This is a genomic window from Mesorhizobium sp. M0051, from assembly GCF_040323235.1.
Taxonomy (GTDB): Bacteria; Pseudomonadota; Alphaproteobacteria; order Rhizobiales; family Rhizobiaceae; genus Mesorhizobium.
Map to the genome: position 1 here is coordinate 69,435 of NZ_JAMYUT010000010.1, position 23,215 is coordinate 92,649.

At 62.1% G+C, this 23,215-nt stretch carries 25 protein-coding genes; 19 read left to right on the forward strand and 6 right to left on the reverse strand.

Features of this window, described 5'->3' with window-relative positions:
- Positions 1-130: 130 nt before the first annotated feature.
- The 4 genes from NKJ90_RS12720 (at position 131) to NKJ90_RS12735 (ending at position 3,562) form a co-directional block, all read left to right on the forward strand.
- Positions 131-1,534 (forward strand): L-serine ammonia-lyase, encoded by a 1,404-nt coding sequence (locus tag NKJ90_RS12720; protein WP_023759268.1) that lies wholly within the window; start codon positions 131-133, stop codon positions 1,532-1,534.
- A 77-nt stretch (positions 1,535-1,611) separates the two neighbouring features.
- Positions 1,612-2,049 (forward strand): DUF1489 family protein, encoded by a 438-nt coding sequence (locus tag NKJ90_RS12725; protein ID WP_023759267.1) that lies wholly within the window; start codon positions 1,612-1,614, stop codon positions 2,047-2,049.
- A gap of 83 nt (positions 2,050-2,132) precedes the next feature.
- Positions 2,133-2,864, forward strand: a complete 732-nt coding sequence (locus NKJ90_RS12730; protein WP_023759266.1) for a vWA domain-containing protein — start codon at positions 2,133-2,135, stop codon at positions 2,862-2,864.
- On the forward strand, positions 2,864-3,562 hold the full coding sequence (locus NKJ90_RS12735) for a DnaJ domain-containing protein (protein WP_023759265.1): 699 nt from the start codon (positions 2,864-2,866) through the stop codon (positions 3,560-3,562). Before NKJ90_RS12730 ends, NKJ90_RS12735 begins: the two co-directional genes overlap by 1 nt.
- Before the next feature lie 46 nt (positions 3,563-3,608).
- Here the strand turns inward: NKJ90_RS12735 and NKJ90_RS12740 are convergent, their stop codons facing one another.
- Positions 3,609-5,033, reverse strand: coding sequence for a D-alanyl-D-alanine carboxypeptidase (locus NKJ90_RS12740; protein ID WP_023759264.1), 1,425 nt, complete (start codon positions 5,031-5,033; stop codon positions 3,609-3,611).
- Between the two features lie 283 nt (positions 5,034-5,316).
- Here NKJ90_RS12740 and NKJ90_RS12745 point away from each other — a divergent pair, with 283 nt between their 5' ends.
- The 3 genes from NKJ90_RS12745 to clpA all read left to right on the forward strand — a co-directional run bounded on the left by NKJ90_RS12745 (position 5,317) and on the right by clpA (position 8,749).
- Complete coding sequence (locus tag NKJ90_RS12745; protein WP_023759263.1) at positions 5,317-5,646, forward strand: phasin family protein; 330 nt, start codon at positions 5,317-5,319, stop codon at positions 5,644-5,646.
- Positions 5,647-5,944: 298 nt separating this feature from the next.
- Complete coding sequence (gene clpS, locus NKJ90_RS12750) at positions 5,945-6,274, forward strand: ATP-dependent Clp protease adapter ClpS (protein WP_010909565.1); 330 nt, start codon at positions 5,945-5,947, stop codon at positions 6,272-6,274.
- 6 nt (positions 6,275-6,280) lie between these two features.
- On the forward strand, positions 6,281-8,749 hold the full coding sequence (clpA, locus tag NKJ90_RS12755; protein ID WP_023759262.1) for an ATP-dependent Clp protease ATP-binding subunit ClpA: 2,469 nt from the start codon (positions 6,281-6,283) through the stop codon (positions 8,747-8,749).
- A gap of 212 nt (positions 8,750-8,961) precedes the next feature.
- On the opposite strand, the gene NKJ90_RS12760 is transcribed toward clpA, so the two are convergent.
- The 4 genes from NKJ90_RS12760 to NKJ90_RS12775 form a co-directional block, all read right to left on the reverse strand.
- Positions 8,962-9,393, reverse strand: coding sequence for an HIT family protein (locus NKJ90_RS12760; protein WP_023759261.1), 432 nt, complete (start codon positions 9,391-9,393; stop codon positions 8,962-8,964).
- A 91-nt stretch (positions 9,394-9,484) separates the two neighbouring features.
- Complete coding sequence (locus tag NKJ90_RS12765) at positions 9,485-10,699, reverse strand: GNAT family N-acetyltransferase (RefSeq protein WP_023759260.1); 1,215 nt, start codon at positions 10,697-10,699, stop codon at positions 9,485-9,487.
- A gap of 50 nt (positions 10,700-10,749) precedes the next feature.
- Complete coding sequence (locus NKJ90_RS12770; protein ID WP_023759259.1) at positions 10,750-11,478, reverse strand: glycerophosphodiester phosphodiesterase; 729 nt, start codon at positions 11,476-11,478, stop codon at positions 10,750-10,752.
- A 14-nt stretch (positions 11,479-11,492) separates the two neighbouring features.
- The gene (locus NKJ90_RS12775) at positions 11,493-11,957 is read right to left on the reverse strand and encodes a RidA family protein (protein ID WP_023759258.1); all 465 of its coding nucleotides are present in this window, start codon (positions 11,955-11,957) and stop codon (positions 11,493-11,495) included.
- A gap of 138 nt (positions 11,958-12,095) precedes the next feature.
- Between NKJ90_RS12775 and NKJ90_RS12780 the strand changes: the two genes are divergently transcribed.
- The 6 genes from NKJ90_RS12780 to tsf all read left to right on the forward strand — a co-directional run bounded on the left by NKJ90_RS12780 (position 12,096) and on the right by tsf (position 17,265).
- On the forward strand, positions 12,096-12,923 hold the full coding sequence (locus NKJ90_RS12780) for a cell envelope integrity EipB family protein (RefSeq protein WP_023759257.1): 828 nt from the start codon (positions 12,096-12,098) through the stop codon (positions 12,921-12,923).
- A gap of 165 nt (positions 12,924-13,088) precedes the next feature.
- The gene (locus tag NKJ90_RS12785; RefSeq protein WP_352486131.1) at positions 13,089-14,327 is read left to right on the forward strand and encodes a lysophospholipid acyltransferase family protein; all 1,239 of its coding nucleotides are present in this window, start codon (positions 13,089-13,091) and stop codon (positions 14,325-14,327) included.
- A gap of 59 nt (positions 14,328-14,386) precedes the next feature.
- Positions 14,387-14,665 (forward strand): DUF4031 domain-containing protein, encoded by a 279-nt coding sequence (locus tag NKJ90_RS12790; protein WP_023759255.1) that lies wholly within the window; start codon positions 14,387-14,389, stop codon positions 14,663-14,665.
- The gene (locus NKJ90_RS12795) at positions 14,662-15,270 is read left to right on the forward strand and encodes a LysE family translocator (RefSeq protein WP_023759254.1); all 609 of its coding nucleotides are present in this window, start codon (positions 14,662-14,664) and stop codon (positions 15,268-15,270) included. The genes NKJ90_RS12790 and NKJ90_RS12795 overlap by 4 nt, the downstream gene beginning before the upstream one ends.
- A gap of 175 nt (positions 15,271-15,445) precedes the next feature.
- Entirely contained in the window at positions 15,446-16,234 is a 789-nt protein-coding gene (gene rpsB / locus NKJ90_RS12800; RefSeq protein WP_023759253.1) for a 30S ribosomal protein S2, read from the forward strand.
- 110 nt (positions 16,235-16,344) lie between these two features.
- The gene (tsf, locus tag NKJ90_RS12805) at positions 16,345-17,265 is read left to right on the forward strand and encodes a translation elongation factor Ts (protein ID WP_023759252.1); all 921 of its coding nucleotides are present in this window, start codon (positions 16,345-16,347) and stop codon (positions 17,263-17,265) included.
- A 12-nt stretch (positions 17,266-17,277) separates the two neighbouring features.
- Here tsf and NKJ90_RS12810 read toward each other — a convergent pair whose 3' ends face one another.
- Positions 17,278-18,213, reverse strand: a complete 936-nt coding sequence (locus tag NKJ90_RS12810) for a LysR family transcriptional regulator (RefSeq protein WP_023759251.1) — start codon at positions 18,211-18,213, stop codon at positions 17,278-17,280.
- A 129-nt stretch (positions 18,214-18,342) separates the two neighbouring features.
- Here NKJ90_RS12810 and NKJ90_RS12815 point away from each other — a divergent pair, with 129 nt between their 5' ends.
- The 6 genes from NKJ90_RS12815 to NKJ90_RS12840 all read left to right on the forward strand — a co-directional run bounded on the left by NKJ90_RS12815 (position 18,343) and on the right by NKJ90_RS12840 (position 23,179).
- Positions 18,343-18,885, forward strand: coding sequence for a nuclear transport factor 2 family protein (locus NKJ90_RS12815; protein WP_023759250.1), 543 nt, complete (start codon positions 18,343-18,345; stop codon positions 18,883-18,885).
- 37 nt (positions 18,886-18,922) lie between these two features.
- Entirely contained in the window at positions 18,923-20,032 is a 1,110-nt protein-coding gene (locus tag NKJ90_RS12820; RefSeq protein ID WP_023759249.1) for an aldo/keto reductase, read from the forward strand.
- A gap of 201 nt (positions 20,033-20,233) precedes the next feature.
- Positions 20,234-20,956, forward strand: a complete 723-nt coding sequence (gene pyrH, locus NKJ90_RS12825) for a UMP kinase (protein WP_023759248.1) — start codon at positions 20,234-20,236, stop codon at positions 20,954-20,956.
- Positions 20,957-21,043: 87 nt separating this feature from the next.
- Complete coding sequence (frr, locus tag NKJ90_RS12830; protein WP_352486132.1) at positions 21,044-21,598, forward strand: ribosome recycling factor; 555 nt, start codon at positions 21,044-21,046, stop codon at positions 21,596-21,598.
- A 34-nt stretch (positions 21,599-21,632) separates the two neighbouring features.
- Positions 21,633-22,367 (forward strand): isoprenyl transferase, encoded by a 735-nt coding sequence (locus tag NKJ90_RS12835; RefSeq protein WP_023759246.1) that lies wholly within the window; start codon positions 21,633-21,635, stop codon positions 22,365-22,367.
- Positions 22,364-23,179: a phosphatidate cytidylyltransferase gene (locus NKJ90_RS12840; protein WP_023759245.1), complete on the forward strand. Its 816-nt coding sequence runs from the start codon at positions 22,364-22,366 to the stop codon at positions 23,177-23,179. Before NKJ90_RS12835 ends, NKJ90_RS12840 begins: the two co-directional genes overlap by 4 nt.
- Positions 23,180-23,215 lie beyond the last annotated feature (36 nt).

The following is a 23,215-nucleotide window of genomic DNA, read 5'->3' on the forward strand; positions in this document are numbered from 1 at the left end:
GCGATCGGCATCAATGTCGCTGCCGGAGCAAACAAGGTCGGCGGGTGCGGCGCCGCGGTTTCCAAAAGAGCGGAAACATCTGGGAATTCCTATATGTAGTCCTCGACCTGAATCCAGGAGACAACGCCGCGTGTTCCTTTCGGTTTTCGACCTGTTCAAGATCGGCATCGGACCCTCGAGTTCTCATACGATGGGGCCGATGACCGCCGCAGTGCGGTTTCTCGATGAGGTCGCGGGAAATGACTGGCCGCGCCCGGCGGGCGTGAAGGTCGATCAGCTTGGCGCCAGCCTGCACGGATCACTCGCCTATACGGGCATTGGCCATGGCTCGGATCGCGCCGTCGTGCTCGGCCTTGCCGGCCTGACGCCACAGACGGTCGATCCCGACCAGGCCGATGGCATTGCCGGCCGCATCGCCGCCGAAAAGCGCATCTCGCCGCCCGGCCATCCCTCCTATCGCTTCGATCCGGCAACCGATCTGGTGCTGGACCGCAAAACTCCGCTCACCGGACACGCCAACGGCATGGCGTTCTACGCCTATGATTCAGGCGGCCGCCTGCTGCTCAAGCGCATCTACTATTCGATCGGCGGCGGCTTCGTGGTTTCGGAAGAAGAACTGCAGCGGATGAAGGCCAAGGGCTCGGTGACATCAGAAGGCAAGAAGGTGCCTTATCCGTTCAAGAACGCGGTCGAGATGCTGGCCATGGCCGGCAAGAGCGGCCTTTCCATCGCTGACATGAAGCGCGTCAACGAGGAGACGCAGATGTCGCGCGAGGAGCTCGATGCCGGCCTTGACGACATCTGGAGCGCCATGAAGGGCTGCATCGACCGTGGCCTGTCGCAGGACGGCATCATGCCGGGCGGATTGAAGGTGCGCCGCCGCGCGCGCATGCTGCATGACAAGCTGCAGGAGCAGTGGCAGCAGAACAGGCCCAACCCGCTGCTCGCCAATGACTGGCTGTCGATCTACGCCATGGCTGTCAATGAGGAGAATGCCGCCGGCGGTCGCGTCGTCACCGCGCCGACCAACGGTGCTGCCGGCACGCTGCCGGCGGTGTTGCGCTACTGGCTGCATTTCCATCCCGAGGCCGACCAGCCGAGCATCCGCGACTTCCTTCTCACGGCAGCTGCGGTTGGCGGCATCATCAAGACCAACGCCTCGATCTCGGGCGCAGAGGTCGGCTGTCAGGGCGAGGTCGGGTCGGCGTCGGCGATGGCCGCGGCCGGCCTGTGCGCCGTCATGGGCGGCACGCCCGAGCAGGTCGAAAACGCCGCCGAGATAGCGCTCGAACACCATCTCGGCATGACCTGCGATCCGGTCGGCGGGCTGGTGCAGGTGCCGTGTATCGAGCGCAATGCGCTGGGCGCCGTCAAGGCGGTGACGGCCGCGTCGCTGGCCATCAAGGGCGACGGCATCCATTTCGTACCGCTCGATGCAGCGATCGAGACCATGCGCCAGACCGGCCTCGACATGAACGAGAAGTACAAGGAAACCAGCCTTGGCGGGCTAGCCGTCAACGTCGTGGAATGCTGAGGGCTGGCCTAAACTGCTACTGTGGAGAAGTCGGTCAAGCCGTTGACGCGTCCGCGCGGCGGACTAAACCTTAAGCGATGTCTCTCAATCTCATAAAACTGTGTGTAGGCTGCGACAGCGTCGAGGATCTCGAAGAGTGGATTGCTTTCCGTCTCGACGAACGGCGGCGCGCCGGTGAGCCGGTCGAGCAATATCACACCACCCGCATGGTGCCGACGCGCGGTGCCGAAGTTACCGATGGCGGTTCGCTCTACTGGGTGATCAAGGGCAATGTGCAGTGCCGCCAGCTGATCACCGAGATCCGTCCATTCACGGACGGTGAGGGCATCGGCCGTTGCCACCTGATTCTCGACCCCGAGGTTGTTCGAACCGACTGGCAGCCGCGGCGGGCCTTTCAGGGCTGGCGCTATCTGAAGCCGGCGGACGCGCCGGCCGATCTCGGCCAGGGCAAGGCGGGGCTGATCGAGATGCCGCCGAAACTCAGGCGTGAGCTTGCCGATCTCGGTCTGCTCTGACCCCCCGGAATCCGAGCCTCTGGCTCTCAATGTTGCCTTGGGCGGGGCTTGCAAGCGGTGGCACAGCGCCACATCTTGTTTCCATGAACGACAAGAAGCAGCCCGTGCCCGCAAGGGCCAATCCTGCGCCGGTCAAACCTCAATCCAATGCCGGCGAGATCGAAGCCTTTCTTCGGCAGGCAAGGACGCTGGCTGCCTCGGCGAAGGGGTCGGGCAGGCTGATCCTTTCGCTCGACGCGACGATGAGCCGCCAGCCGACCTGGGATCTGGCTTGTGAGCTGCAGGGCCAGATGTTCGATGCCGTCGGCAAGGCCGGAACCCTCAGTGTCCAACTGGTCTATTTTCGCGGCCTGGGCGAGTGCCGTTCTTCTGCTTTCGTGACCGATACCAGTGCCTTGAAACAGTTGATGACGCGAATCCAATGCCGCAGCGGCCACACCCAGATCGGCAAGGTGCTGACGCACGCGCTGAAACAGACCGGTACGGCCAAGGTCAATGCGCTGGTCTATATCGGCGATGCCATGGAAGAAAACATCGACGATCTGGCCGAAAAGGCCGGCAGCCTCGGCCTGCATGGCGTGCCTGTCTTCGTTTTCCAGGAAGGTCATGATTCCGGCGCAGAAAAAGCGTTCAAGGAAATCGCCCGGTTGTCCAAAGGGGCTTGGTTCCGATTTGACAGGCGGGCTGCCGCGACTCTAGCCGAACTGCTTTCGGCGGTTGCGGTGTTTGCAACCGGCGGGCTGGCGGCGCTCGAGGCCAGAGGCAGGCCGGAGGACCGGCTGATGATCGAGCATCTGCGGGGCAGCGGGAACTGATGGGCGCGGTTATCTTATTCGTTGCATTGCTTCTGGTGCTTCTCGGCGCGGTGACCATCTTTCTGCGCGCCGATCCGGGAAAACTGGCGAGCGGAATGCGCACGCTCGGACCGGTTCTCCTGGCGCTGGTCGGCGTCACTTTGCTTGTGGTCGGGCGCGAAGGCATCGCCGGCATCATACTGGCCGCGGCAATTGCCTGGTACAGTTCTGTGCGGATGAAACACCAGACGGCCAGACCGGTGCAGGGCAAGCGTTCGACGGTGCGTACCGCCGCATTGGAAATGGAGCTTGATCACGCTACTGGCGGCCTGGAGGGCCTCGTGCTGGCCGGCCGCCATGAAGGCAAGATGCTTGGTGCGATGGGATTAGCCGAATTGCAGCATCTCTACCGGGAACTCTCCGGCGACCCGGAGAGCCGACAGCTGCTAGAGACGTATCTTGACGGCAGATTTCCCGTCTGGCGCAAAAACACTGATGCGGACGGTGGCGAAGGGTTGGGTGTTGCGCCAGGTTCGGGCGCCATGACTAAGGAGGAGGCCTACAAGGTCCTTGGTCTTGAAGCGGGGGCCGCCGCGGCGGATGTCCGCAAGGCGCACCGCCGCCTGATGCAGCGCCTCCACCCCGATATCGGCGGCACGTCTTTCCTGGCGGCGCGGATTAACGAAGCCAAGGACGTCTTGCTCTCCAACCACAACTAGTCTCCTTCGACGCAGAAATCTTCCGGGAGATGGCTTCCACGCCGTCCTACTGCTGGACGGCGTAGCACTCGATGTTCTTCTTCTTCAAAGCAGTACAGGTCTTCCAGGCGGCGGTCTTCGAACCAAAGCCACCAAAGCGGGCCCGGTAATAGGTGACCCCGTCCTTGTCGAAGGCGACGGTGAAGCCGGACGCGTCGGCCAACACGTTGGGTGCCTTCTTGGCCGCCTTGTCGAGGAAAGCCTGGGCTTCAGACTGTTTCGGCGACGAGGCGACCTGAATGGCCCAGCCCGACGGCACCGACGCCGTGCTGACCGGATCGACAGGCGCAGCCGGCGTCGGCTCGGCAGCCGGCTCGGCGTAAGCAGCGACGACCTGGGCAGTGGCAATTTGAGGGGCCGAGACGATGACGGTCTTGACCTTCCTGGTCTTGATGGCCGGGGCTGCCTCTTCGGCCTGCGCGGTGTCGTCTTCCGCGACGGTGGCGTCCTCGGCAACCGTGGCATCATCTTGTGCCACCATCGGCTTGTCGTCCAGGGTCGGCGCGTCATGCTTGGGCAGGAGGACCTTGGCAAGCGCAGTGACTGGGTTGTTGCCGCTGGCCTTGGCAACCAGATCGCCGCCGCCTCGGGTAGAGGCCCTCGGCAAGTAGGTGTTGATCAACATCGCCATCTGGTTATCGCGGCTGCCGCCGGAGGTGCCGCCCATGACCACGCCGACGAGGCGGCGATTGCCGTCGGAAACCGACGAGACGAGATTGAAGCCGGAGGCGCGGGTGTAGCCCGTCTTGATGCCGTCGACACCCTTGATGCGTCCGAGCAGGCGGTTGTGGCCGTTGATGCGCTGGCGCCCGTAGAGAAAGGAACGCTGCGAGAAGTAACCGTAGTACTGCGGGAAATGCTCCCTCAGCGCGATGCCGAGCGTCGCCATGTCGCGCGCGGTGGTGAACTGGCCGGGGTCGGGCAGGCCATTAGCGTTGCGGAAGACGGTGCCGTTCATGCCCAGCGCCCGTGCCTTGGCGGTCATCATGCGGGCAAAAGTGGGTTCATTGCCGCCGAGCATTTCACCTAGCGCGGTGGCCGAGTCGTTCGCTGACTTGGTGACAATCGACAGGATCGCGGTCTCGACCGTGACAGAACCGCCCGGCTTAACCCCGAGTTTCGTCGGTGCCTCGGCGGATGCATGGGCCGAAAACACGACTGGCGAGTTCCTGCTGATCTTCCCCTTCGCCAGTGCTTCGAAGGTCAGATAGAGCGTCATCATCTTGGTCAGCGATGCCGGATAGCGCCTGCCGTCGGCGTCCGCCGAATACAGCACCTTGCCGGTCTTGGCGTCGATGACGATGGCCGCCGACCTCGCCGCCAGCGACGAGGCAACGTCGCCGCAAACGAATGCCATCGCCATCGCGATGATCATGATCGTTTTGAGAGGGGAGGTGGATTTGGAAACGATGCCCAACAACGCCTTACGCACTGGTACTTCCCTTGGATTCTTCGTTGCGCTGGAGGCGGCAAAGGGTCCTGCCTCGCTTCCGGCCAAGCTACCGGGGCAGCGTTACCAATCCGTTTATGGTAACCGCCGCGTTCACCATTTTCTTCGAGCTTGAAGCTCTCTTTATTCGATTTTTAGCCATTGGCTGCGCAGGCGGGTTCGCGCGCCGGTGGAATATTGACTTTTGTGCGGCGCACAATATATTAAGGTGCACTGCACAAGGGCGCCCCGAAGAAGGACGCCTCAACCGTCAAGGGAATTAGAAATGACCCAGACCTATGAGGATTTCAGCAAATACGGCAAAGAGTTTGCCGACACCGGATTGAAGAGCTTCGCGTCGCTCTCCAAGGGCGCCCAGGCGATCGCCACCGAGGCTGGCGAATACACCAAGAAGAGTTTTGAGTCAGGCAGCGCTACTATAGAGAAGCTGTTTTCGGCCAAGTCGCTGGAAAAGGCGATCGAGATCCAGTCGGATTATGCCAAGCAGTCCTACGAGGCGTTCGTCGCCGAGGCCACCAAGATTGGCGACCTTTATGCCGAACTCGCCAAGGAAGCTTACAAGCCCTTCGAATCGATCGTTGCCAAGGCGAAGTAATTTTCGCCCGGGCGAATTAACTTCGTCCAGACACGACCCTGAGTTGGCCCTTTGGGGCCCGTAAAAAACCCGGCAGCGGAAACGTGGCCGGGTTTTTCATGTCAACTGCCGATCAAAGGCCTCGCGCCCCTTCACGATTGCGAAAATCGTCCAAGTTTGGTCACCTAGCCATATTGTCAGCTAAACAGAAGGGCTTAAAATCGTCCATCGAACACCTACATGTCGAGTTCGCATGGGGATTCGAAAGAGGCAGGAATACGTGACGATCGGTTTGACTGCCACGAGATGCGTGGTGCGGATGCAAAACGGCGGCGGCGACGGCAATGAGGCCGGCCGCGGGACGGCCGTCATCACGCGCACGAAAACCAAAACCAAGAAGCCCAGCCTTTATCGGGTCCTCATCCTCAACGACGACTACACGCCCATGGAGTTCGTGGTTCACGTGCTGGAGCGTTTTTTCCAGAAGGACCGCGAAGCCGCCACACGCATCATGCTTCATGTTCACAATCATGGAGTGGGCGAGTGCGGGGTCTATACATTCGAGGTGGCCGAGACCAAAGTGTCCCAGGTCATGGATTTCGCCCGACAGAATCAGCATCCGCTGCAATGCGTGATGGAGAAGAAGTGAGGTAACATGCCGGCTTTCTCCCAAGGCCTGGAAAAGGCGCTTCACCAAGCGCTGACGCTCGCCAATGAGCGGCACCATGAATACGCAACCCTTGAACATCTGTTGCTCGCGCTCATCGACGACACCGAAGCGGCTGCCGTCATGCGCGCCTGCAATGTCGATCTCGATGAGCTCAAGCATACGGTTCTCACCTATATCGACACCGAACTCGACAATCTCGTCACCGGCTACGACGAGGACTCCAAGCCGACGGCCGGTTTCCAGCGCGTCATACAGCGCGCGGTGATCCATGTGCAGTCATCGGGCCGCGAGGAAGTGTCGGGCGCCAATGTGCTCGTCGCCATCTTCGCCGAACGCGAGAGCCATGCCGCCTATTTCCTGCAAGAACAGCAGATGACCCGCTACGACGCGGTCAACTACATCTCGCACGGCATTGCCAAGCGTCCGGGCGCGTCGGAAACACGCTCGCCGCGCGGCGCCGAAGACGAGCAGGGTGGCCAGAACGGCGCCGAGCCGCAGGAGGAAGGCGGCAAGAAGAAGCAGCAGCAGGACGCGCTGACCGCTTATTGCATCAACCTCAACAACAAGGCCAAGGCCGGCAAGATCGACCCGCTGATCGGCCGCGAGTCCGAGATCAACCGCACCATCCAGGTGCTGTGCCGCCGCTCCAAGAACAACCCGCTCTATGTCGGCGATCCCGGCGTCGGCAAGACGGCGATAGCCGAGGGCCTGGCCAAGCGTATCGTCGAAGGCGACGTTCCCGAAGTGCTGCACAACGCCACCATCTTTGCGCTCGACATGGGCACGTTGCTGGCAGGCACGCGCTATCGCGGTGACTTCGAGGAACGGCTGAAGCAGGTCGTCAAGGAGCTCGAGGACTATCCAGGTGCTGTGCTGTTCATCGACGAGATCCACACGGTGATCGGGGCTGGGGCCACATCAGGCGGCGCCATGGACGCGTCCAACCTGTTGAAGCCGGCCTTGTCGTCGGGTGCGATCCGCTGCATCGGTTCGACCACCTACAAGGAATTCCGCCAGTTCTTCGAGAAGGACCGCGCCCTGGTGCGACGCTTCCAGAAGATAGACGTTAACGAGCCGACCATCGAGGACGCCATCGCGATCATGAAGGGCCTGAAGCCCTATTACGAGGAATTCCACAAGGTGAAGTTCACCAACGAGGCGATCAAGGCCTCGGTGGAGCTGTCGGCGCGCTACATCAACGACCGCAAGTTGCCGGACAAGGCGATCGACGTGATCGACGAGACCGGCGCCTCGCAAATGCTGGTGCCGGAAGCCAAGCGCAAGAAGACCATCGGCATCAAGGAGATCGAAGCCACGATCGCCACCATGGCGCGCATCCCTCCGAAGACGGTTTCGGCCGATGACGAGAAGGTGCTGCAGGGCCTCGACATCGAGCTGAAGCGCGTCGTCTATGGCCAGGACACCGCGATCACCGCGTTGACCTCGGCCATCAAGCTGGCGCGTGCGGGCCTGCGTGAACCGGAAAAGCCAATCGGTTCCTACTTGTTCTCCGGCCCGACCGGCGTCGGCAAGACCGAAGTGGCCAAGCAGTTGGCCGCCTCTCTCGGCGTCGAGCTGATCCGCTTCGACATGTCGGAGTACATGGAACGTCACACCGTATCGCGGCTGATCGGTGCGCCTCCCGGCTATGTCGGCTTCGACCAGGGCGGCCTTTTGACCGACGGCGTCGACCAGCATCCGCATTGCGTGCTGTTGCTGGACGAAGTCGAGAAGGCGCATCCGGACCTGTTCAACATCCTGTTGCAGGTGATGGACCATGGCAAGCTGACGGACCACAACGGCAAGCAGATCGACTTCCGCAATGTGATCTTGATCATGACCACCAATGCGGGTGCGTCGGATGCGCAGCGCGCGGCGATCGGCTTCGGCTCGACCAAGCGCGAAGGCGACGATGTCGAGGCGATCAACCGGCTGTTCACGCCGGAGTTCCGCAATCGTCTCGATGCGATCATCCCGTTCGGCTCGCTGCCGGTACCGGTTATCCATCAGGTGGTGCAGAAGTTCGTCATGCAGCTCGAGGCCCAGCTTTCCGAGCGTGGCGTCACCTTCGACCTGTCGCCGGATGCGATCGCCTGGCTCGCCGACAAGGGTTATGACGAGCGCATGGGAGCGCGGCCGCTCGGCCGGGTGATCCAGGAGCACATCAAGAAGCCGCTGGCCGACGAGGTGCTGTTCGGCAAGCTCAAGAAGGGCGGTACGGTGCGCGTCACCGTCGAGAAGAAGGAAACCGGCGAAACCGGTCTGAAGCTCGAATCGCTCGCCGACGAGGCGCCGGTGAAGCCGAAGAAGGAAGAGCCGGAAGAAACGCCGAAGCCCAGAAAGGCCGTGGCGAAAAAGCCCGCGGCCAAGAAGCTGGTGGCTCAGAAGCCCGAAGCCAAAGGCAAGGACGGCGGCAAGCGCAGCCTCGTGCCGCAACTGCCCAGAAAGAACTGACCTTGATGGAAGTCGAAAAAGCCCCGGAGACGGGGCTTTTTCATTGGAGCGAGAGCTGCTTGTCGGTGTTCGCTGCCCGGTCGAAATCATCACGAAGAGGTGTGCGGCCAGAGCGCTGCCAGCGGCTGGAGCAAGGCATCGCACGGCCGAGTCCGATCGAGCGATGGGCTCAGCCCGACTAAGACTGTTCCAGTTTGCCGGCGATTGCGGTGTCAGCTTTGCAGTGCCGCCCGTATCTTTTCGGCGTTTTCGGCCAACACCTCCGACTTTTCCATCGCGCCCGTGTGTGGCTTCAGCGGGATGCCGTCGAAGCGCGGGATGACATGCACATGGAGATGATAAACGGTCTGGCCCGAGGCCGGCTCATTGAACTGCATGACGGTGACGCCGTCGGCGCCGAAGGCCTTTTTCACCGCCTGCGCCACTTTCTGAACGACCGTGAAAAGCGGGCCGAAAATTGACGGATCGGCGTCGAGCAGGTTGCGCGACGGCACCTTCGGCACCACGAGCGTATGGCCCGGCCCCTGCGGCATCACATCCATGAAGGCTATGAACGCATCGTCCTGGTAGACGCGGTGCGAGGGAATTTCGCCGCGCAGGATCTTCGCGAAGATGTTGTCGGTGTCATAGGCGGTTTCAGCCATGGCAAATGCTCCCGATTGTGACTTTGGTGTAGCGAAGCGGTCGAAAATCGGCAAGACGATCGTCGATCCTGCCCCTCCGGGCAGCGGGTCGCTACTCCTCCAAATCCTTGCGGAACGGGGTATGCTCTTCGAGATATTCGCTCATCCGCTCCACCTCATGGCGTTCGCGCCTGAGATAGTCGGCAACGGCGTTGCGCAGGCCGGGATGGGCGATGTAGTGCGCGGAATGCATGGTCACCGGCCGGTAGCCGCGCGCCAGTTTGTGCTCGCCTTGCGCGCCTGCCTCGACCACTTTCAGCTTGCGCTCGATGGCGAAGTCGATCGCCTGATGGTAGCAGACCTCGAAATGCAGGAAGGGATGATCCTCGATGCAGCCCCAGTTGCGGCCATAGAGTGCGTCGGAGCCGATGAAATTGATGGCGCCGGCAATGTAGCGCCCGTTGCGCCTGGCCATTACCAGAAGGATGTCGTCGGCCATGCGCTCGCCGATCAACGAAAAGAACTGACGGTTGAGATAGGGGCGGCCCCATTTGCGGCTGCCGGTGTCCATGTAGAAGGCGTAAAAATCGTCCCAGGCCTTCTCGGTGATATCCTTGCCGGTCAGCCGGTCGATCGAAATGCCATCTGCAAGCGCCTCGCGCCTTTCCTTCTTCATCGCCTTTCGCTTGCGCGAGGCAAGGGTGGCGAGGAAATCGTCGTAGGTTGAAAAGTCTTCATTGAAGAAATGGAATTGCTGATCGGTGCGGCGCAGGAAACCTGCCGCTTCCAGCACCTTCACGTCGCTATCTTGCGCGAAGGTGACATGCGCGGAAGAGACGCCGAGTTTTTGCGTGACCGCTTTCAGACCCGCCGCGAGACCGGCCTTCACCGTGGCGCTGTCCTCGCCCTTGCTGACCAGCAGGCGAGGGCCGGTGACCGGCGTGAACGGCACAGCACTTTGCAGTTTGGGATAGTAGCGGCCGCCGGCCCGCTCGAAGGCATCCGACCAGCCATGATCGAAGACATATTCGCCCTGGCTGTGCGACTTGAGATAGCAGGGAACCGCACCGAGCAACGTGCCTTGCCCATCCTCCAGCCTGAGATGGTGGCCCTGCCAGCCGGTGCGCCGCACGGCGCAGCCGGACTCCTCAAGCGCGCTCAGGAAAGCGAATGAAACGAGTGGGTTGTAGCCGTTTTCTGCGTCGTCGCGCGTGGTCCCACGGAGGCTGTTCCATTCATCGCAGGTGAAAGCGCCGACGCCGGCGGCGACGCGGATCGAATAGTCCGCATTTGCTGTTTGGCCATCGCCCTCGTCGCCTTGATCCATGAGGCTTATTTAAGCTCCGTCCGGCTCGGTACAAGTCACGTTTCAGGCACTCAGGCGACTTTGACCAGATCGGGTTCGAACCCTTCGAATGTCATCTGGTCGGCGTATCTGAAGGTCAGGTCGACAGCCGGCTGGTCATGCACGGTCCAGGTGATGACAGGCATTTTCAGCTTTTCACGCACGAAGCTGACGAACCGGTTCGGCAGGTCGCCGGCCGCATAGGAGGTGAAGGCGATCTCGTGCGCAAGCATGGAGAAATGCGCTTCGATCAACTTGACGTCGTTGCCGTACGCGGTGAGTCCCCCCGGGATACCCGGCGCGTCCTTCGGGAAATCGCGGATCAACCAGTGGTCGAACGACATGATCGCGGCTTTGCCCTTGTAGCGCTTGAGCATCTTGCCGACGCTTGCCACCAGGCCTTCGTCATAGCCTGGCACGCCCTTCAGTTCGACCACCAGTGGTACGCGGCCATCGATCAGGTCGAGCACTTCCCGCAGCGTCGGCACATGGTCCGCCGTGCCACCGATCTTGAGCGCCGCCAGTTCCGCCGCGCTGCGCTGCCAGACGAAGCCGTCCTGGCCGGTCAGGCGCTTGAGATCGCCATCATGGATGATGACGGGAACGCGGTCAGACGACAGGTGCACGTCGCATTCGATGGCATAGCCACGCTCGGCCGCGGCCGCAAAGGCGGAAAGCGTGTTTTCCCAGCGCTTCTTGTTCATGTCGTGAAAGCCGCGATGGGCGACGGGCCGGGCGGTCAGCCAGGATAGGTCGGTCATATCTGTCCTCTGGCTCATTCGACTTCGAAGACGGCTTCGATTTCCACTGCGGCATTAAGCGGCAGGCAGGCGGTGCCGGCAGCCGAGCGTGAATGCTTACCGCGTTCGCCGAGGGCCGCAACCAGGAAATCCGAGGCGCCGTTGGCAACCAGATGCTGTTCGACAAACTCAGGTGTCGAAGCCACGAAAACGGTGATCTTCACCAGCCGGCGGATCTTCTCGAGGTCGCCGAGCGCTGCCTTGGCCTGCGCCAGGATGTTGATCGCGCAGTGCTTTGCCGCGTCCTTGCCGCCTGCCGTGTCGACATCGCGGCCAAGCAATCCGCTCGCCTGCAGCTTGCCATCCTTGAGCGGCAACTGCCCGGCGGTGAACAGCAAATTGCCGGTCCTGCAATAGGGCACGTAATTGGCGGCGGGCGCGGCGGCGACAGGAAGCGTCACGCCCAGATCGCTTAGCCGCTTTTCGATTGTTTCACTCATGGTATTTCCCTATTGCTTGGTGACGCCGCGCTGGCCGGGCCGAAATTGCTATTTTTGCCTCGCTTCCGCCATGACTTTTTTTAAGCTGGACCATCTTTCCCTGCGGCATACCATCAGCCGCGACGATCGGAGTACCTTATGCGCGCAGCGCGCCTTGCATTCCATGCCGTCCTGTTGTCGGGGATCTTCTCGATCGGCCCGGCCTTTGCCGCGCCGGCGCTGCAAGCCCACCGCGCCGTCTACGACCTTACCCTGAAAAAGGCGTCCGATCAGTCCGGCATCACAGGCATATCCGGTCGCATGGTCTATGAGTTCAACGGCTCTGCCTGTGAAGGCTATACGGTGAAATTCCGTTTCGTGACCCAGATCGTGACCGCCGACAACACCAGGCTGACCGACCAGCAGACAACCACTTTCGAGGATGCCGAAGGCAAAACATTCTCGTTTGTGACGAAGTCCTTCGTCGATCAGAACCTCGACAAGGAGGTCAAGGGCATCGCCACGAAGGAGACCAAGGGCCTGAAGGTCGATATCGACAAGCCGGAAAAGAACAGCGTCGAGCTGTCGACCACCCAGTTCCCGACCCAGCATCTGGTCGAACTGATCGGCAAGGCCGAAAAGGGCGAGAATTTCTACGAAACCAATCTGTTCGACGGTTCCGAAGATGCCAACAAGGTGATGACCACCACCGTCGTCGTCGGCAAGAAAACCGATGCCGACAAGGCCGATCCGGAGGCTCCGGCACTGGCGAAGCTCGCCACCGAAAAGTATTGGCCGGTCGACATCGCCTATTTCGACGACACCGGCAAGACTGGCGAAGAGGTGCCGGAATACCGCATCAGCTTCAAACTGCATGAGAACGGCATCACCCGTGACCTCACCATGGACTATGGCGACTTCTCGATGACGGGCAAGCTGGTCAATCTGTCGCTGTTCGACCAGACGAAAGCCTGCCCGACGAAATAAGGCTTCGATCCGGACCGGTTAAGCATGCCACGCCGTGGCGAACGACTTGAACGTGCCGCAATTTTCTCTCAACCTCTCCCCAGCGTCCAGGCGCAAGGGGGGAGCAGCTTGAGCAAGATCGATGTCTTCGTTGCGCCGAGACCTAGCCGGTTACTGATCAGGGCCATGACATCCGTTAACCGGATCGTCATGCTGCGCGGCATTCCCGGATTTCGCGATCTGTTGCCGTTCAACCGCCTAGCCGGTTTGCGCGGCGTCTCCAATGTCCGCCACATCGACTTGCCCGACGCCGACCTTGAGCAGCTGAAGGCCAGTTGCGGGGCGGGGAAGGCGACCTTCATCACGCCCAATCACCCCGAGTTCTTCACCGACTGGATGATCGACAAGGAGATCGTCTCGCAGGTCAGCCCGCTCACTGCGTCATGGGCGACGAATGGCGTCGTCAACGGTCTCGGCAGAATGATGCAGAAATTCTGGCTGGCCAACAACCTGATCGCCCAGATTCCGGGCAACAGCGGGGCAGCTAAGGAACACTCCATCGCCTGGGCCTTGAAGGGCCATGGCGTGCTGCTGCATCCCGAAGGCGGCGTCGGCTGGCATGCCAATGTCGTCGCGCCGCTGCTGCCGGGTGCCGTGGAGATGGGGCTTGAGGCTCTCCGGCGCGGCCGGGCCACGGATCCGGATTTCAAGGTCTGGATCGCGCCGGTCGTCTGGAAGCTTGCCTTCACCGGGAATGTCGAAGCGGCGCTGGCAAAGGAATGCGCCTATGTCGAGAAAAGCCTGAAGATAGAACGCCAGGCGACCGACACACTGCCGCAGCGCATCCACCATGTCTATTCGACGCTGCTGACCCGCGATGAAGCCGCCTGCGGCATACAATCCGACGAAGGCGCGACATATACCGAGCGCCGGAAAGCGTTGGTCATCGAGCTCGGCCGCCGGCTCGGCGAGAGCATCTCGGCCGACACTGCCATCGATACCGCCGAGCTTCTGCGTCGGGCGCGTCGCTGGCAGCGCGAAAACACCGGCGATGCGGAACGGCAAAAGGAGGTTCGCACGCTTGCCGACACCATTCAGAGGCTACAACGCGTCGGGCCCTGGGCCTCGGCCAACCCGCGCATCACCCAGGAGGAGATCGCCGAACATCTGAAGCGGATCCGCAACGATTATTGCCAGAACGGACTACGTGACACGATGAACCGGTTCATTCCGCAGCCGGCCGGGCCGCGTTGCGCCCACATCCGGGTGCCGGAGGCGCTGGGCCTGCATGCGTATGCGGGCTCGATCGATGATGCGGTTGCCGAACTGCACCGTCGCATGCAGGAAGCCGTCACCAGCACGGTGACCGAGCTTGCGGCCAAAGGCAGCTTCATTTTCTATCCGAATCCATTCTATCGTCACTGACATCCGGACGGGCCATGTGGCCGACTGTCGTGAAAGATGGAAGGCAGACAGCAAGCTTCATGGCAGTCTATGTCGACGCAGCGATCTGGAAATGGGCTGGCCATCGCTGGTGCCATCTGTTGGCCGACGACACCGACGAACTGCATCGCTTTGCCGCGGAGCTGGCGATCAAGCGTTCATCCTACCAGGGGCCGCCCAAGACATCGGCGCCGCATTATGACATAACCGGCTTCGAGCGCGACCGTGCGGTGCGGCTCGGCGCCATCGAATGCAGCCGCGAGGAGATCGTCGCGATCTTTCGGCGGGTGCGGGTGCCGAAGGGAAAGGTCCGATCGTGACGCTCACAGCATTTCTGACTTATTGCGCTGCGATCACTCTTGCCGCCGCGACGCCGGGACCGGCGATGTTCGCGGTCATCACCAACGGCGTGTCGCGCGGGTTCCTTCGCGCGTTCATGGCCGGAGTCGGTGTTGCCGCCGGCGATGCCGTGCTGGTCACCCTGGCATTGCTCGGACTGGTGGCGCTGGCCCAGACGTTCGAATGGATTTTCCTCTTGCTGAAATATGCGGGTGCTGCCTATCTGATCTTTCTCGGCGTCAGGATGTGGCGCGCTGCCGCGCAATCGAATGAGCCGCAGGCGACGCAGGCAAGATTGTCGCGGTCATTCTTCCTCGGTGCGTCCATTGCGCTCGGCAATCCGAAGGCCATCCTGTTCCATGCCTCGATCATGCCGCTGATCCTGAACCTCGACACCATGACCCTTGCCGACGGCCTGCTGGTGATCCTGGTCGTGATCAGCGTCAACATCCTCACTATGGGTTTCTATGCTGCGCTCGCGGGCCGGGCTTCGGGTTGGTTCAGGACGCCGAGGCGCATGCGGCTGATGAACCGGTTTGCCGGCAGTGCCATGATCGGCACCGGGGCGCTGATTGCCGCACGCTGAGCGTGAAGCGCCACACGGCTTGCGTTTGTCGCGTATCCCCTCTATATGCGCGCTCATTCCACACACGGACTTTGGTGTCTGCCCGGGAGAAATCCGGCTGAAACCTCCGGTGGCGTTCGAGGACAAAGTCCAAAAATGCCTGTGTCCGTGGAGGCTAACCGGAAAGGAACTTTGAATGGCACTGCCTGATTTCAGCATGCGCCAGCTTTTGGAAGCTGGCATTCACTTCGGCCACCAGACCCATCGCTGGAACCCGAAGATGGCGCCCTATATCTACGGCGCACGCAATAACATCCACATCATCGACCTCTCGCAGACGGTGCCTTTGCTGCACCAGGCGCTGAAGCAGGTTTCCGACACTGTCGCCAAGGGCGGCCGCGTGTTGTTCGTCGGCACCAAGCGCCAGGCGTCCGACATTGTCGCCGATGCGGCACAGCGTTCGGCTCAGTACTATGTCAACTCGCGTTGGCTCGGCGGCATGCTGACCAACTGGAAGACGATCTCGAATTCGATCCAGCGCCTGCGCAAGCTCGACGAAATGCTGGCCGGCGAGGCCCAGGGCCTGACCAAGAAGGAACGCCTCAACCTCGATCGCGAGCGCGAGAAGCTCGACAAGGCGCTGGGCGGCATCAAGGACATGGGCTCGACGCCCGACCTGATGTTCGTCATCGACACCAACAAGGAAGCGATCGCCATCCTCGAGGCCAAGCGTCTCGGCATCCCGGTCGTCGCCATCATCGATTCGAACTGCGATCCGGACAAGATCGACTTCCCGATCCCCGGCAATGACGACGCGGCCCGCGCCATTCAGCTCTATTGCGACCTGATCGCCAAGGCTGCCATCGACGGCATCGCCCGCCAGCAAGGCGCGCTCGGTATCGACATCGGCGCTTCGGTCGAAGCCCCGGTCGAGCCGGCGCTCGAGCCGGCCCCGGCCCCGGCGTCGGAAGCCCCCGAAGCTTGACAAGCGAAGGCCGGTTGCGGCCTTCATCTTTCTCATATTTTGGCACGCTAAACAGACGCATCATCGAATATCGATGGTGCGTCGGTGCATTTAAAACCAAAGAGGCGACAATGAGCATTTCGGCTGCACAGGTCAAAGAACTCCGCGACTTGACCGGCGCGGGCATGATGGATTGCAAGGCGGCGTTGACCGAGACCAACGGCAACATGGAAGAAGCCGTGGACTGGCTGCGCAAGAAGGGTATTTCCAAGGCCGACAAGAAGGCTGGACGTACTGCAGCGGAGGGCCTGATCGGCGTCGATTCCGGCGTTCGCGAGGCTGCCGTGGTAGAAGTCAATTCGGAGACCGACTTCGTTGCCCGCAATGCCGCGTTCCAGGAAATCGTCGCCAAAATTGCCAAGGTTGCTCTGGCCTATGGCACGACAGAAGCCGTGGCTGCCGCGAAGTATCCGGGTTCTGACAAGTCGGTAGCCGATACCATCAAGGACGCTGTCGGCACCATTGGCGAAAACATGGGCTTCCGCCGCTCGGCCAAGCTGACCGTTCCGCATGGCGCCGTCGCCACCTACGTCCACAACGCGGTTGCCGATGGTCTCGGCAAGCTCGGCGTTCTGGTTGCCATCGAGACCACCGGCAACGAGCATGCGGCGCATGCTTTCGCTCGTCAGGTCGCCATGCATGTTGCCGCCACCAATCCGATGGCGCTGACCGCTGAGCAGATCGATCCGGCCGCGGTCGAACGCGAGAAGGCGATCTTCTCCGACCAGGCACGCCAGTCCGGCAAGCCGGAAGCGATCATCGAGAAGATGGTCGAAGGCCGTCTGCGCAAGTTCTACGAGGAGGTCGTGCTCCTGAAGCAGGCCTTCGTGCTCAATCCCGACATCACCGTCGAGAAGGCGCTGACGGATGCCGAGAAGGACATCGGCGCGCCGGCCAAGATCACGGCTTACCTGCGCTTTGCGCTGGGCGAGGGCATCGAGAAGGAAGAGACCGACTTCGCGGCGGAAGTCGCGGCCGCGGTCAAGAAGTAACTTCCTACCGCTTTATTCCGAAAGCGTTTTTCGGCCGGATGTCCGCAGGGATGTCCGGCCGATTTCTTGTGCGGTGTCGATAAAGGCCCGCAGTTTCGGCGCCATCGCCGCCCGGCGCGGGAAATAGAGGAAAAGGCCGGGTTCCTCGATTGCCGACTGCGGCAGAACCTGCACCAGGCGGCCGGCCGCAAGATCGGCGCGCGCCAGCGGCTCGAACATATAGGCAAGGCCCACTCCGGCAAGCGCCAGGGCAATCGCCGCGAGCGAATCCGTGACGATGGTCGTACCGCCGGTCTCCATGACGACATCCTTGCCATCTTCGGTCAAATCCCAGCGATAGAGGGCACCGGAGCGGACAAGCCGGTAGCCGATGCAATTGTGGTTGGCGAGATCGGCGACGCAACGCGGACGGCCGCGGCGTCCGATATAGTCGGGAGAGGCGACGATGACGGCTTTGAACGGAGGCGTGAGCCGCACGGCCACCATGTCCTGCGCGATCATCTCGCCCAGCCGGATGCCCGCATCAAAGCCTTCGCCGACGATGTCGACCAGCCCCTGGTCGGCGAAAATCTCCACCGTAACGTCCGGATAGCGCTCGGCCATCGCCGCGACGACAGGCGTCACCGCCAATGGAATCGCGATGGTGGAGGCGTTGATCCTGAGCAGGCCGGAGGGCCTGCCCTTGACGCTGCGGATTCGGTCGATCCGTTCACCAATATCCTGAAGGGCAGGGGCCGCGGTCTCCACCAACGCCTTTCCGGCTTCGGTCAGCGAAACGCTGCGCGTCGTGCGTGCGAACAAGGGCTGGCCGATACGCTCCTCGACCAGCCGCACGGCATGGCTGACCGCTGACGGGCTCATGCCGAGTTCGGCCGCCGCAAGCGCGAACCCGCCGCGCCGGGCAACGGCAACGATCACAGGCAAATGTATGAGGAGATCGCGGTCCATTCATGAGCAATATCGCATTGTCTTTGCGAACTATGCAATCTTATCGACGCCGATTCAGTGGTCTACATTGTCGCCAACACATCGGCGCCCACACTTTGCCGATCGACTGATGGCATCAGGAGGAGAGACATGTATGCGTTGAAGCACGTAACGTTCGCGGCAGGCATGGCGCTGGCGCCCATTGATACCGGCGGGGCGGAACCTTCCGGCTGGCAGGCGCTAGCGGACGAACGCGCGGTCATCCGGATAGCCGATGGCATCGACCGCGCCGTCGACGCGCAGGACTGGAAACTGGCGCGCAGCTATTTCGCGGATCGGGTCACCGCCGATTTCAGCAGCCTGTCCGGGCAGCCGGCGGCCAACATCGCCTCCGACGACCTGATCGGCGCCTGGGCCGGCAACCTCAAGGGTAGCAAGACAAGCCTGCATCTGCGCACCAACCATCAGGTCGCTCTCCAGGCGAACACGGCGACGGTCCGTTCGAACGGCTATGCCTGGAACCGGATGGAGGGCAATGGCGACCCGCTTTGGGAAGTCTGGGGCACCTATGAGCATCACTTGACGCGCTCCGCCGCCGGCTGGAAGGTCGACGGCTTCGCGTTCCACATGACGCATGAGCGCGGCAACCCGTGGGTCAAGGCAACCCCGGGCAATGACACGGCGGGCCAGTGACGCCACGGCATTCACCAGCAAGCATTGGAAGACGATCATGACCATGACCTATTACACGCTCGGCAACAGCGGCCTCAGGGTCAGCCGGCTGGCGCTCGGCACGATGACTTTCGGCAAGGAATGGGGGTGGGGAGCAGACAGGGACACGGCCCGCGCCATGTTCGACGCCTATGTCGAGGCGGGCGGAAATTTCTTGGATACGGCGGACCTCTACACTGGCGGCACGGCCGAAGCCTGGCTTGGCGAATTCATCGCCGAGCGAGGCTTGCGCGACACCGCGGTGATCGCCAGCAAGTTCACCATGAACATGCAGCCGGGCAATCCGAATGCCGGCGGCAATGGCCGCAAGAACATTATGCGGGCGGTTGATGCCTCACTGAAGCGGTTGGGCACTGACTATATCGATCTCTATCTCATGCATGTGTGGGACAGGCTGACGCCGGCCGAAGAGGTCATGCGTACGCTGGATGACCTGGTGCGGATGGGCAAGGTGCGCCATGTCGGCCTGTCCGATGTGCCGGCCTGGTATGCGGGGCGCGCGCAGACGATTGCCGAACTGCGCGGATATGAGCCGGTTTCGGCCCTGCAACTCGAATATTCCCTGGCCGAACGCGCGATCGAGAACGAGTTCGTGCCTTTCGGCACGCGCCATGGCGCCGGCATCATGGTCTGGAGCCCGCTCGCCAGCGGGCTGCTCAGCGGCAAGTATCGGCCGGCCCGGGCCGGAAATGTGGGCCGGCTCGACGGGTTCCGCAATTCGACGCATCCGGGCTTCCAGAAATTCACTGAGCGTAACTGGGCCATCGTGGCCGAACTCAAGAAGGTTGCATCCGAGCTCGGCCGCAGCATGCCACAGGTCGCGCTCAACTGGGTGGCGACGCAGCCGGGGATCGCCACCGTCATCATTGGTGCGACCACGCTGGCCCAGATACAGGACAATCTTGGCGCGCTGGACTTCGAGATTCCGCCAGGGCTTCGCGACCGGCTGGATTCGGTCAGCAGAACGCCCGCGTCGTTCCCCTATTCCTATTTCGGGCCGCAGATACAGGCGCGCGTCACAGGCGGTGCCGCAACCGGCGACAAGCCCTCCGGCTACGCATCGCCGGTGCTTGTCGAGGGCGAGCCAGCCAGCGTGTCCGCCGACTGATCGATCCGGCAGGTTACCACCAATTTGCCGGTCGGGGGGGGGGGGGGGGGGGGGGGGCGGGGGGGGGGGGGGGAGGGGGGATGTGGGGGGGCGGGGGGGCGGGGGGGGGCGCCCTTCGTGTATCGGAACGCGATTGTTCGGGGCGGTGACTGCGCGGGGGTTGCCGCCCGGAGCGCGCCACACGCAAATGACGAGGACCAGATGACGGTGAAGCCCCTCTACCGACGTGTCTTGCTGAAAGCGTCGGGCGAAGCATTGATGGGCGAACAGCATTTCGGCATCGACGTTTCGGTCGTCGATCGCATCGCCGGCGACATCGCCGAGGCGCGTGCACTGGGCATCGAGGTCGGCGTCGTCATCGGCGGCGGCAATATCTTTCGTGGCGTGGCCGTTGCTTCCAAGGGCGGCGACCGTGTCACCGGCGACCACATGGGCATGCTTGCGACGGTCATCAATTCGCTGGCGCTGCGCACGTCATTGAACAAGATCGGTGTCGACGCCGTGGTGCTTTCGGCTATCGCCATGCCTGAGCTTTGCGAGAGTTTTTCGCAGCGCCAGGCGACCAGCTACATGAATCAGGGCAAGGTGGTGATCTTTGCCGGCGGCACCGGCAATCCGTTCTTCACCACTGATTCGGCCGCTGCACTTCGCGCGGCTGAAATCGGCGCCGACGCGCTGTTCAAGGGCACCCAGGTCGACGGGGTCTACTCGGCGGACCCGAAGAAGGACCCAAATGCGACACGTTTCGAGCGCATCAGCCATGGCGAAGTCATAAATCGCGGCCTTTCCATCATGGATACGGCAGCGATTGCACTTGCGCGCGAAAACAACATTCCGATAATCGTCTATTCGATCCACGAAAAAGGTGGTTTCGGCGATATTCTAAGGGGCGGCGGCCGCTGCACGGTCGTCACAGACGATTGACCCGGGCCTGATCCCGAAGAAAGGGAAGCAGGCTCGAACACGGCCCCGAAGCAGTGAACCCGCGTCAGACGGGTCGAGGAGATTAAGATGAGTGGTGAGTACGACGATCTCAAGCGGCGCATGGATGGAGCAATCGCAGCGTTCAAGCATGATCTGGCTTCGCTGCGGACCGGTCGCGCCTCCAGCAATCTGCTCGATGCGATCCAGGTGCAGGCCTATGGCACCACGATGCCGATCAATCAGGTCGCCAACGTCTCGGTGCCGGAGCCTCGTATGATCTCGGTATCGGTCTGGGACAAGTCGATGGTCGGCGCGGGCGACCGCGCCATCCGCGAATCCAATCTGGGTTTTAACCCGATCGTCGACGGCACCAACCTCAGGATTCCACTGCCCGAACTCAACGAACAGCGTCGCAAGGAACTGGTGAAAATCTCGCACACCTATGCCGAGAATGCCCGGGTCGCCGCGCGCCATGTGCGCCGCGACGGCATGGACTTCCTGAAGAAAGCGGAGAAGGACGGCGAGATCAGCGAAGACGATCAGCGCAAGCGCTCGGACCAGGTCCAGAAACTTACCGACGAGACGATCAGCACCATTGACCACCTGCTTTCCGATAAGGAAGCTGAAATCATGCAGGTTTAGGGTCGTGGCCATAGGCTGACCCGAAAGCGAGAACATGGCAACGCCCGCGCATGTCGCGATCATCATGGACGGAAACGGACGCTGGGCCAAGGCGCGCGGCATGCCTCGTCTTGCGGGCCATCGTGCCGGCGTCGAGGCGCTGCGCAAGACGGTTCGCGCCGCACCCGGGCTCGGCATCTCCTACCTGACCGTCTATGCGTTCTCGTCGGAGAACTGGTCGCGTCCGAAGTCCGAGGTCAGCGACCTGATGGGCCTCTTGAAAATGTTCATCCGCCGGGACCTGGCCGAACTGCACCAGAGTGGCGTGCGGATCAGAATCATCGGCGACAGGGCAGGGCTGCAGCCCGATATCAGGGGGCTGCTCGACGAGGCCGAATCGCTTACATCAGCCAATGAATCGCTGACGCTGGTGATCGCCTTCAACTACGGCGGACGCGACGAGATCGTGCGCACGGCGCGCAAGCTTGCTTCGGCGGTGGCGCGTGGCGAACTCGAGAGCGACGCGATATCAGCCGAAAGCTTTGCCGGCGCCCTCGACACGCATGGCATTCCCGACCCCGAGCTGGTCATCCGCACCAGCGGCGAGCTCCGGCTGTCGAACTTCCTTTTGTGGCAGGCCGCCTATAGCGAGCTCGTCTTCCTGCCTTGCTATTGGCCCGACTTCAGCCGCGAGCATCTTGCCGAAGCGTTGCGTGAGTTTGCCGGCCGCGAACGCCGATTCGGCGGACTTGGAGCCCAGGACGTCGCTTCGCGACCGGCCGCGGGATGAGCAATCTCCGGCTGCGCGTCATTTCGGCGATCGTGCTTGCCATCATCACCCTTGGCTTGACCTGGCTCGGCGGTATGCCGTTCCGCTTGCTGTGCGCCGTGATCGCTGCGGTCATTTTCTATGAATGGACCCGCATGTCGCGCCGGGCCGGGGCCACGGGTCTGGGTTTCCTGCCGGAAGCGCTGCTGGTTGTCTTCATTGGCGCCTTGATTGGCGGCCTTGGCGCGTCCTGGCTGTTGCCATATGTCGTGGTCATGGTTGCCACAACGGCGATTGCCGCGTCGGTTCGCAAGGCCGGGCAATGGGACGCGAGCGGTCTTGCCTATGCTGCCGTTTCAGGCCTGTCGCTGGCCTTGCTGCGCGACGGTGACCGTTCGGGCCTTGTCGCCATCCTGTTCCTGTTCGCGGTCGTCTGGGCCACCGATATTTTTGCGTATTTCGTTGGCCGTGCGGTTGGAGGCCCGAAGCTGGCGCCGGCGATCTCACCTGGCAAGACACGCAGCGGCGCGCTCGGCGGCGCTGTCGGAGGCGTTGTCGCGGGGTTGATCCTCGGCGCCGCTGCCGGCGTCGGCAACCTGGCGTTGCTCAGCCTGGTGGCGCTCGTGTTGTCAATTGTCTCACAGGCCGGGGACCTGTTTGAATCCTGGGTCAAACGCCGCCACGGCCGCAAGGATTCGGGTACGCTGATCCCAGGCCATGGTGGCGTGATGGATCGCGTCGATGGGCTTGTCGCGGCGGCTTTCGCCCTATACGTCATTGGCTGGATTTCGGCGACCGCCGATCATCCGGCGCAGGGTCTGTTCCCCGTTTGAGTGGTGTCATTTCAGGTCCGATGCGCGATGCGCCTT

What these genes read in the sequence shown, in the direction of transcription:
- NKJ90_RS12725 (WP_023759267.1), top strand. Translation starts at nt 1,612, where the DNA reads ATGTCTCTCAATCTCATAAAACTGTGTGTAGGCTGCGACAGCGTCGAG.
- NKJ90_RS12730 (WP_023759266.1), top strand. Translation starts at nt 2,133, where the DNA reads ATGAACGACAAGAAGCAGCCCGTGCCCGCAAGGGCCAATCCTGCGCCG.
- NKJ90_RS12735 (WP_023759265.1), top strand. Translation starts at nt 2,864, where the DNA reads ATGGGCGCGGTTATCTTATTCGTTGCATTGCTTCTGGTGCTTCTCGGC.
- NKJ90_RS12745 (WP_023759263.1), top strand. Translation starts at nt 5,317, where the DNA reads ATGACCCAGACCTATGAGGATTTCAGCAAATACGGCAAAGAGTTTGCC.
- clpS (WP_010909565.1), top strand. Translation starts at nt 5,945, where the DNA reads ATGCAAAACGGCGGCGGCGACGGCAATGAGGCCGGCCGCGGGACGGCC.
- clpA (WP_023759262.1), top strand. Translation starts at nt 6,281, where the DNA reads ATGCCGGCTTTCTCCCAAGGCCTGGAAAAGGCGCTTCACCAAGCGCTG.
- NKJ90_RS12760 (WP_023759261.1), bottom strand. Translation starts at nt 9,393, where the DNA reads ATGGCTGAAACCGCCTATGACACCGACAACATCTTCGCGAAGATCCTG.
- NKJ90_RS12765 (WP_023759260.1), bottom strand. Translation starts at nt 10,699, where the DNA reads ATGGATCAAGGCGACGAGGGCGATGGCCAAACAGCAAATGCGGACTAT.
- NKJ90_RS12770 (WP_023759259.1), bottom strand. Translation starts at nt 11,478, where the DNA reads ATGACCGACCTATCCTGGCTGACCGCCCGGCCCGTCGCCCATCGCGGC.
- NKJ90_RS12775 (WP_023759258.1), bottom strand. Translation starts at nt 11,957, where the DNA reads ATGAGTGAAACAATCGAAAAGCGGCTAAGCGATCTGGGCGTGACGCTT.
- NKJ90_RS12780 (WP_023759257.1), top strand. Translation starts at nt 12,096, where the DNA reads ATGCGCGCAGCGCGCCTTGCATTCCATGCCGTCCTGTTGTCGGGGATC.
- NKJ90_RS12785 (WP_352486131.1), top strand. Translation starts at nt 13,089, where the DNA reads ATGACATCCGTTAACCGGATCGTCATGCTGCGCGGCATTCCCGGATTT.
- NKJ90_RS12790 (WP_023759255.1), top strand. Translation starts at nt 14,387, where the DNA reads ATGGCAGTCTATGTCGACGCAGCGATCTGGAAATGGGCTGGCCATCGC.
- rpsB (WP_023759253.1), top strand. Translation starts at nt 15,446, where the DNA reads ATGGCACTGCCTGATTTCAGCATGCGCCAGCTTTTGGAAGCTGGCATT.
- tsf (WP_023759252.1), top strand. Translation starts at nt 16,345, where the DNA reads ATGAGCATTTCGGCTGCACAGGTCAAAGAACTCCGCGACTTGACCGGC.
- NKJ90_RS12810 (WP_023759251.1), bottom strand. Translation starts at nt 18,213, where the DNA reads ATGGACCGCGATCTCCTCATACATTTGCCTGTGATCGTTGCCGTTGCC.
- NKJ90_RS12815 (WP_023759250.1), top strand. Translation starts at nt 18,343, where the DNA reads ATGTATGCGTTGAAGCACGTAACGTTCGCGGCAGGCATGGCGCTGGCG.
- NKJ90_RS12820 (WP_023759249.1), top strand. Translation starts at nt 18,923, where the DNA reads ATGACCATGACCTATTACACGCTCGGCAACAGCGGCCTCAGGGTCAGC.
- pyrH (WP_023759248.1), top strand. Translation starts at nt 20,234, where the DNA reads ATGACGGTGAAGCCCCTCTACCGACGTGTCTTGCTGAAAGCGTCGGGC.
- frr (WP_352486132.1), top strand. Translation starts at nt 21,044, where the DNA reads ATGAGTGGTGAGTACGACGATCTCAAGCGGCGCATGGATGGAGCAATC.
- NKJ90_RS12835 (WP_023759246.1), top strand. Translation starts at nt 21,633, where the DNA reads ATGGCAACGCCCGCGCATGTCGCGATCATCATGGACGGAAACGGACGC.
- NKJ90_RS12840 (WP_023759245.1), top strand. Translation starts at nt 22,364, where the DNA reads ATGAGCAATCTCCGGCTGCGCGTCATTTCGGCGATCGTGCTTGCCATC.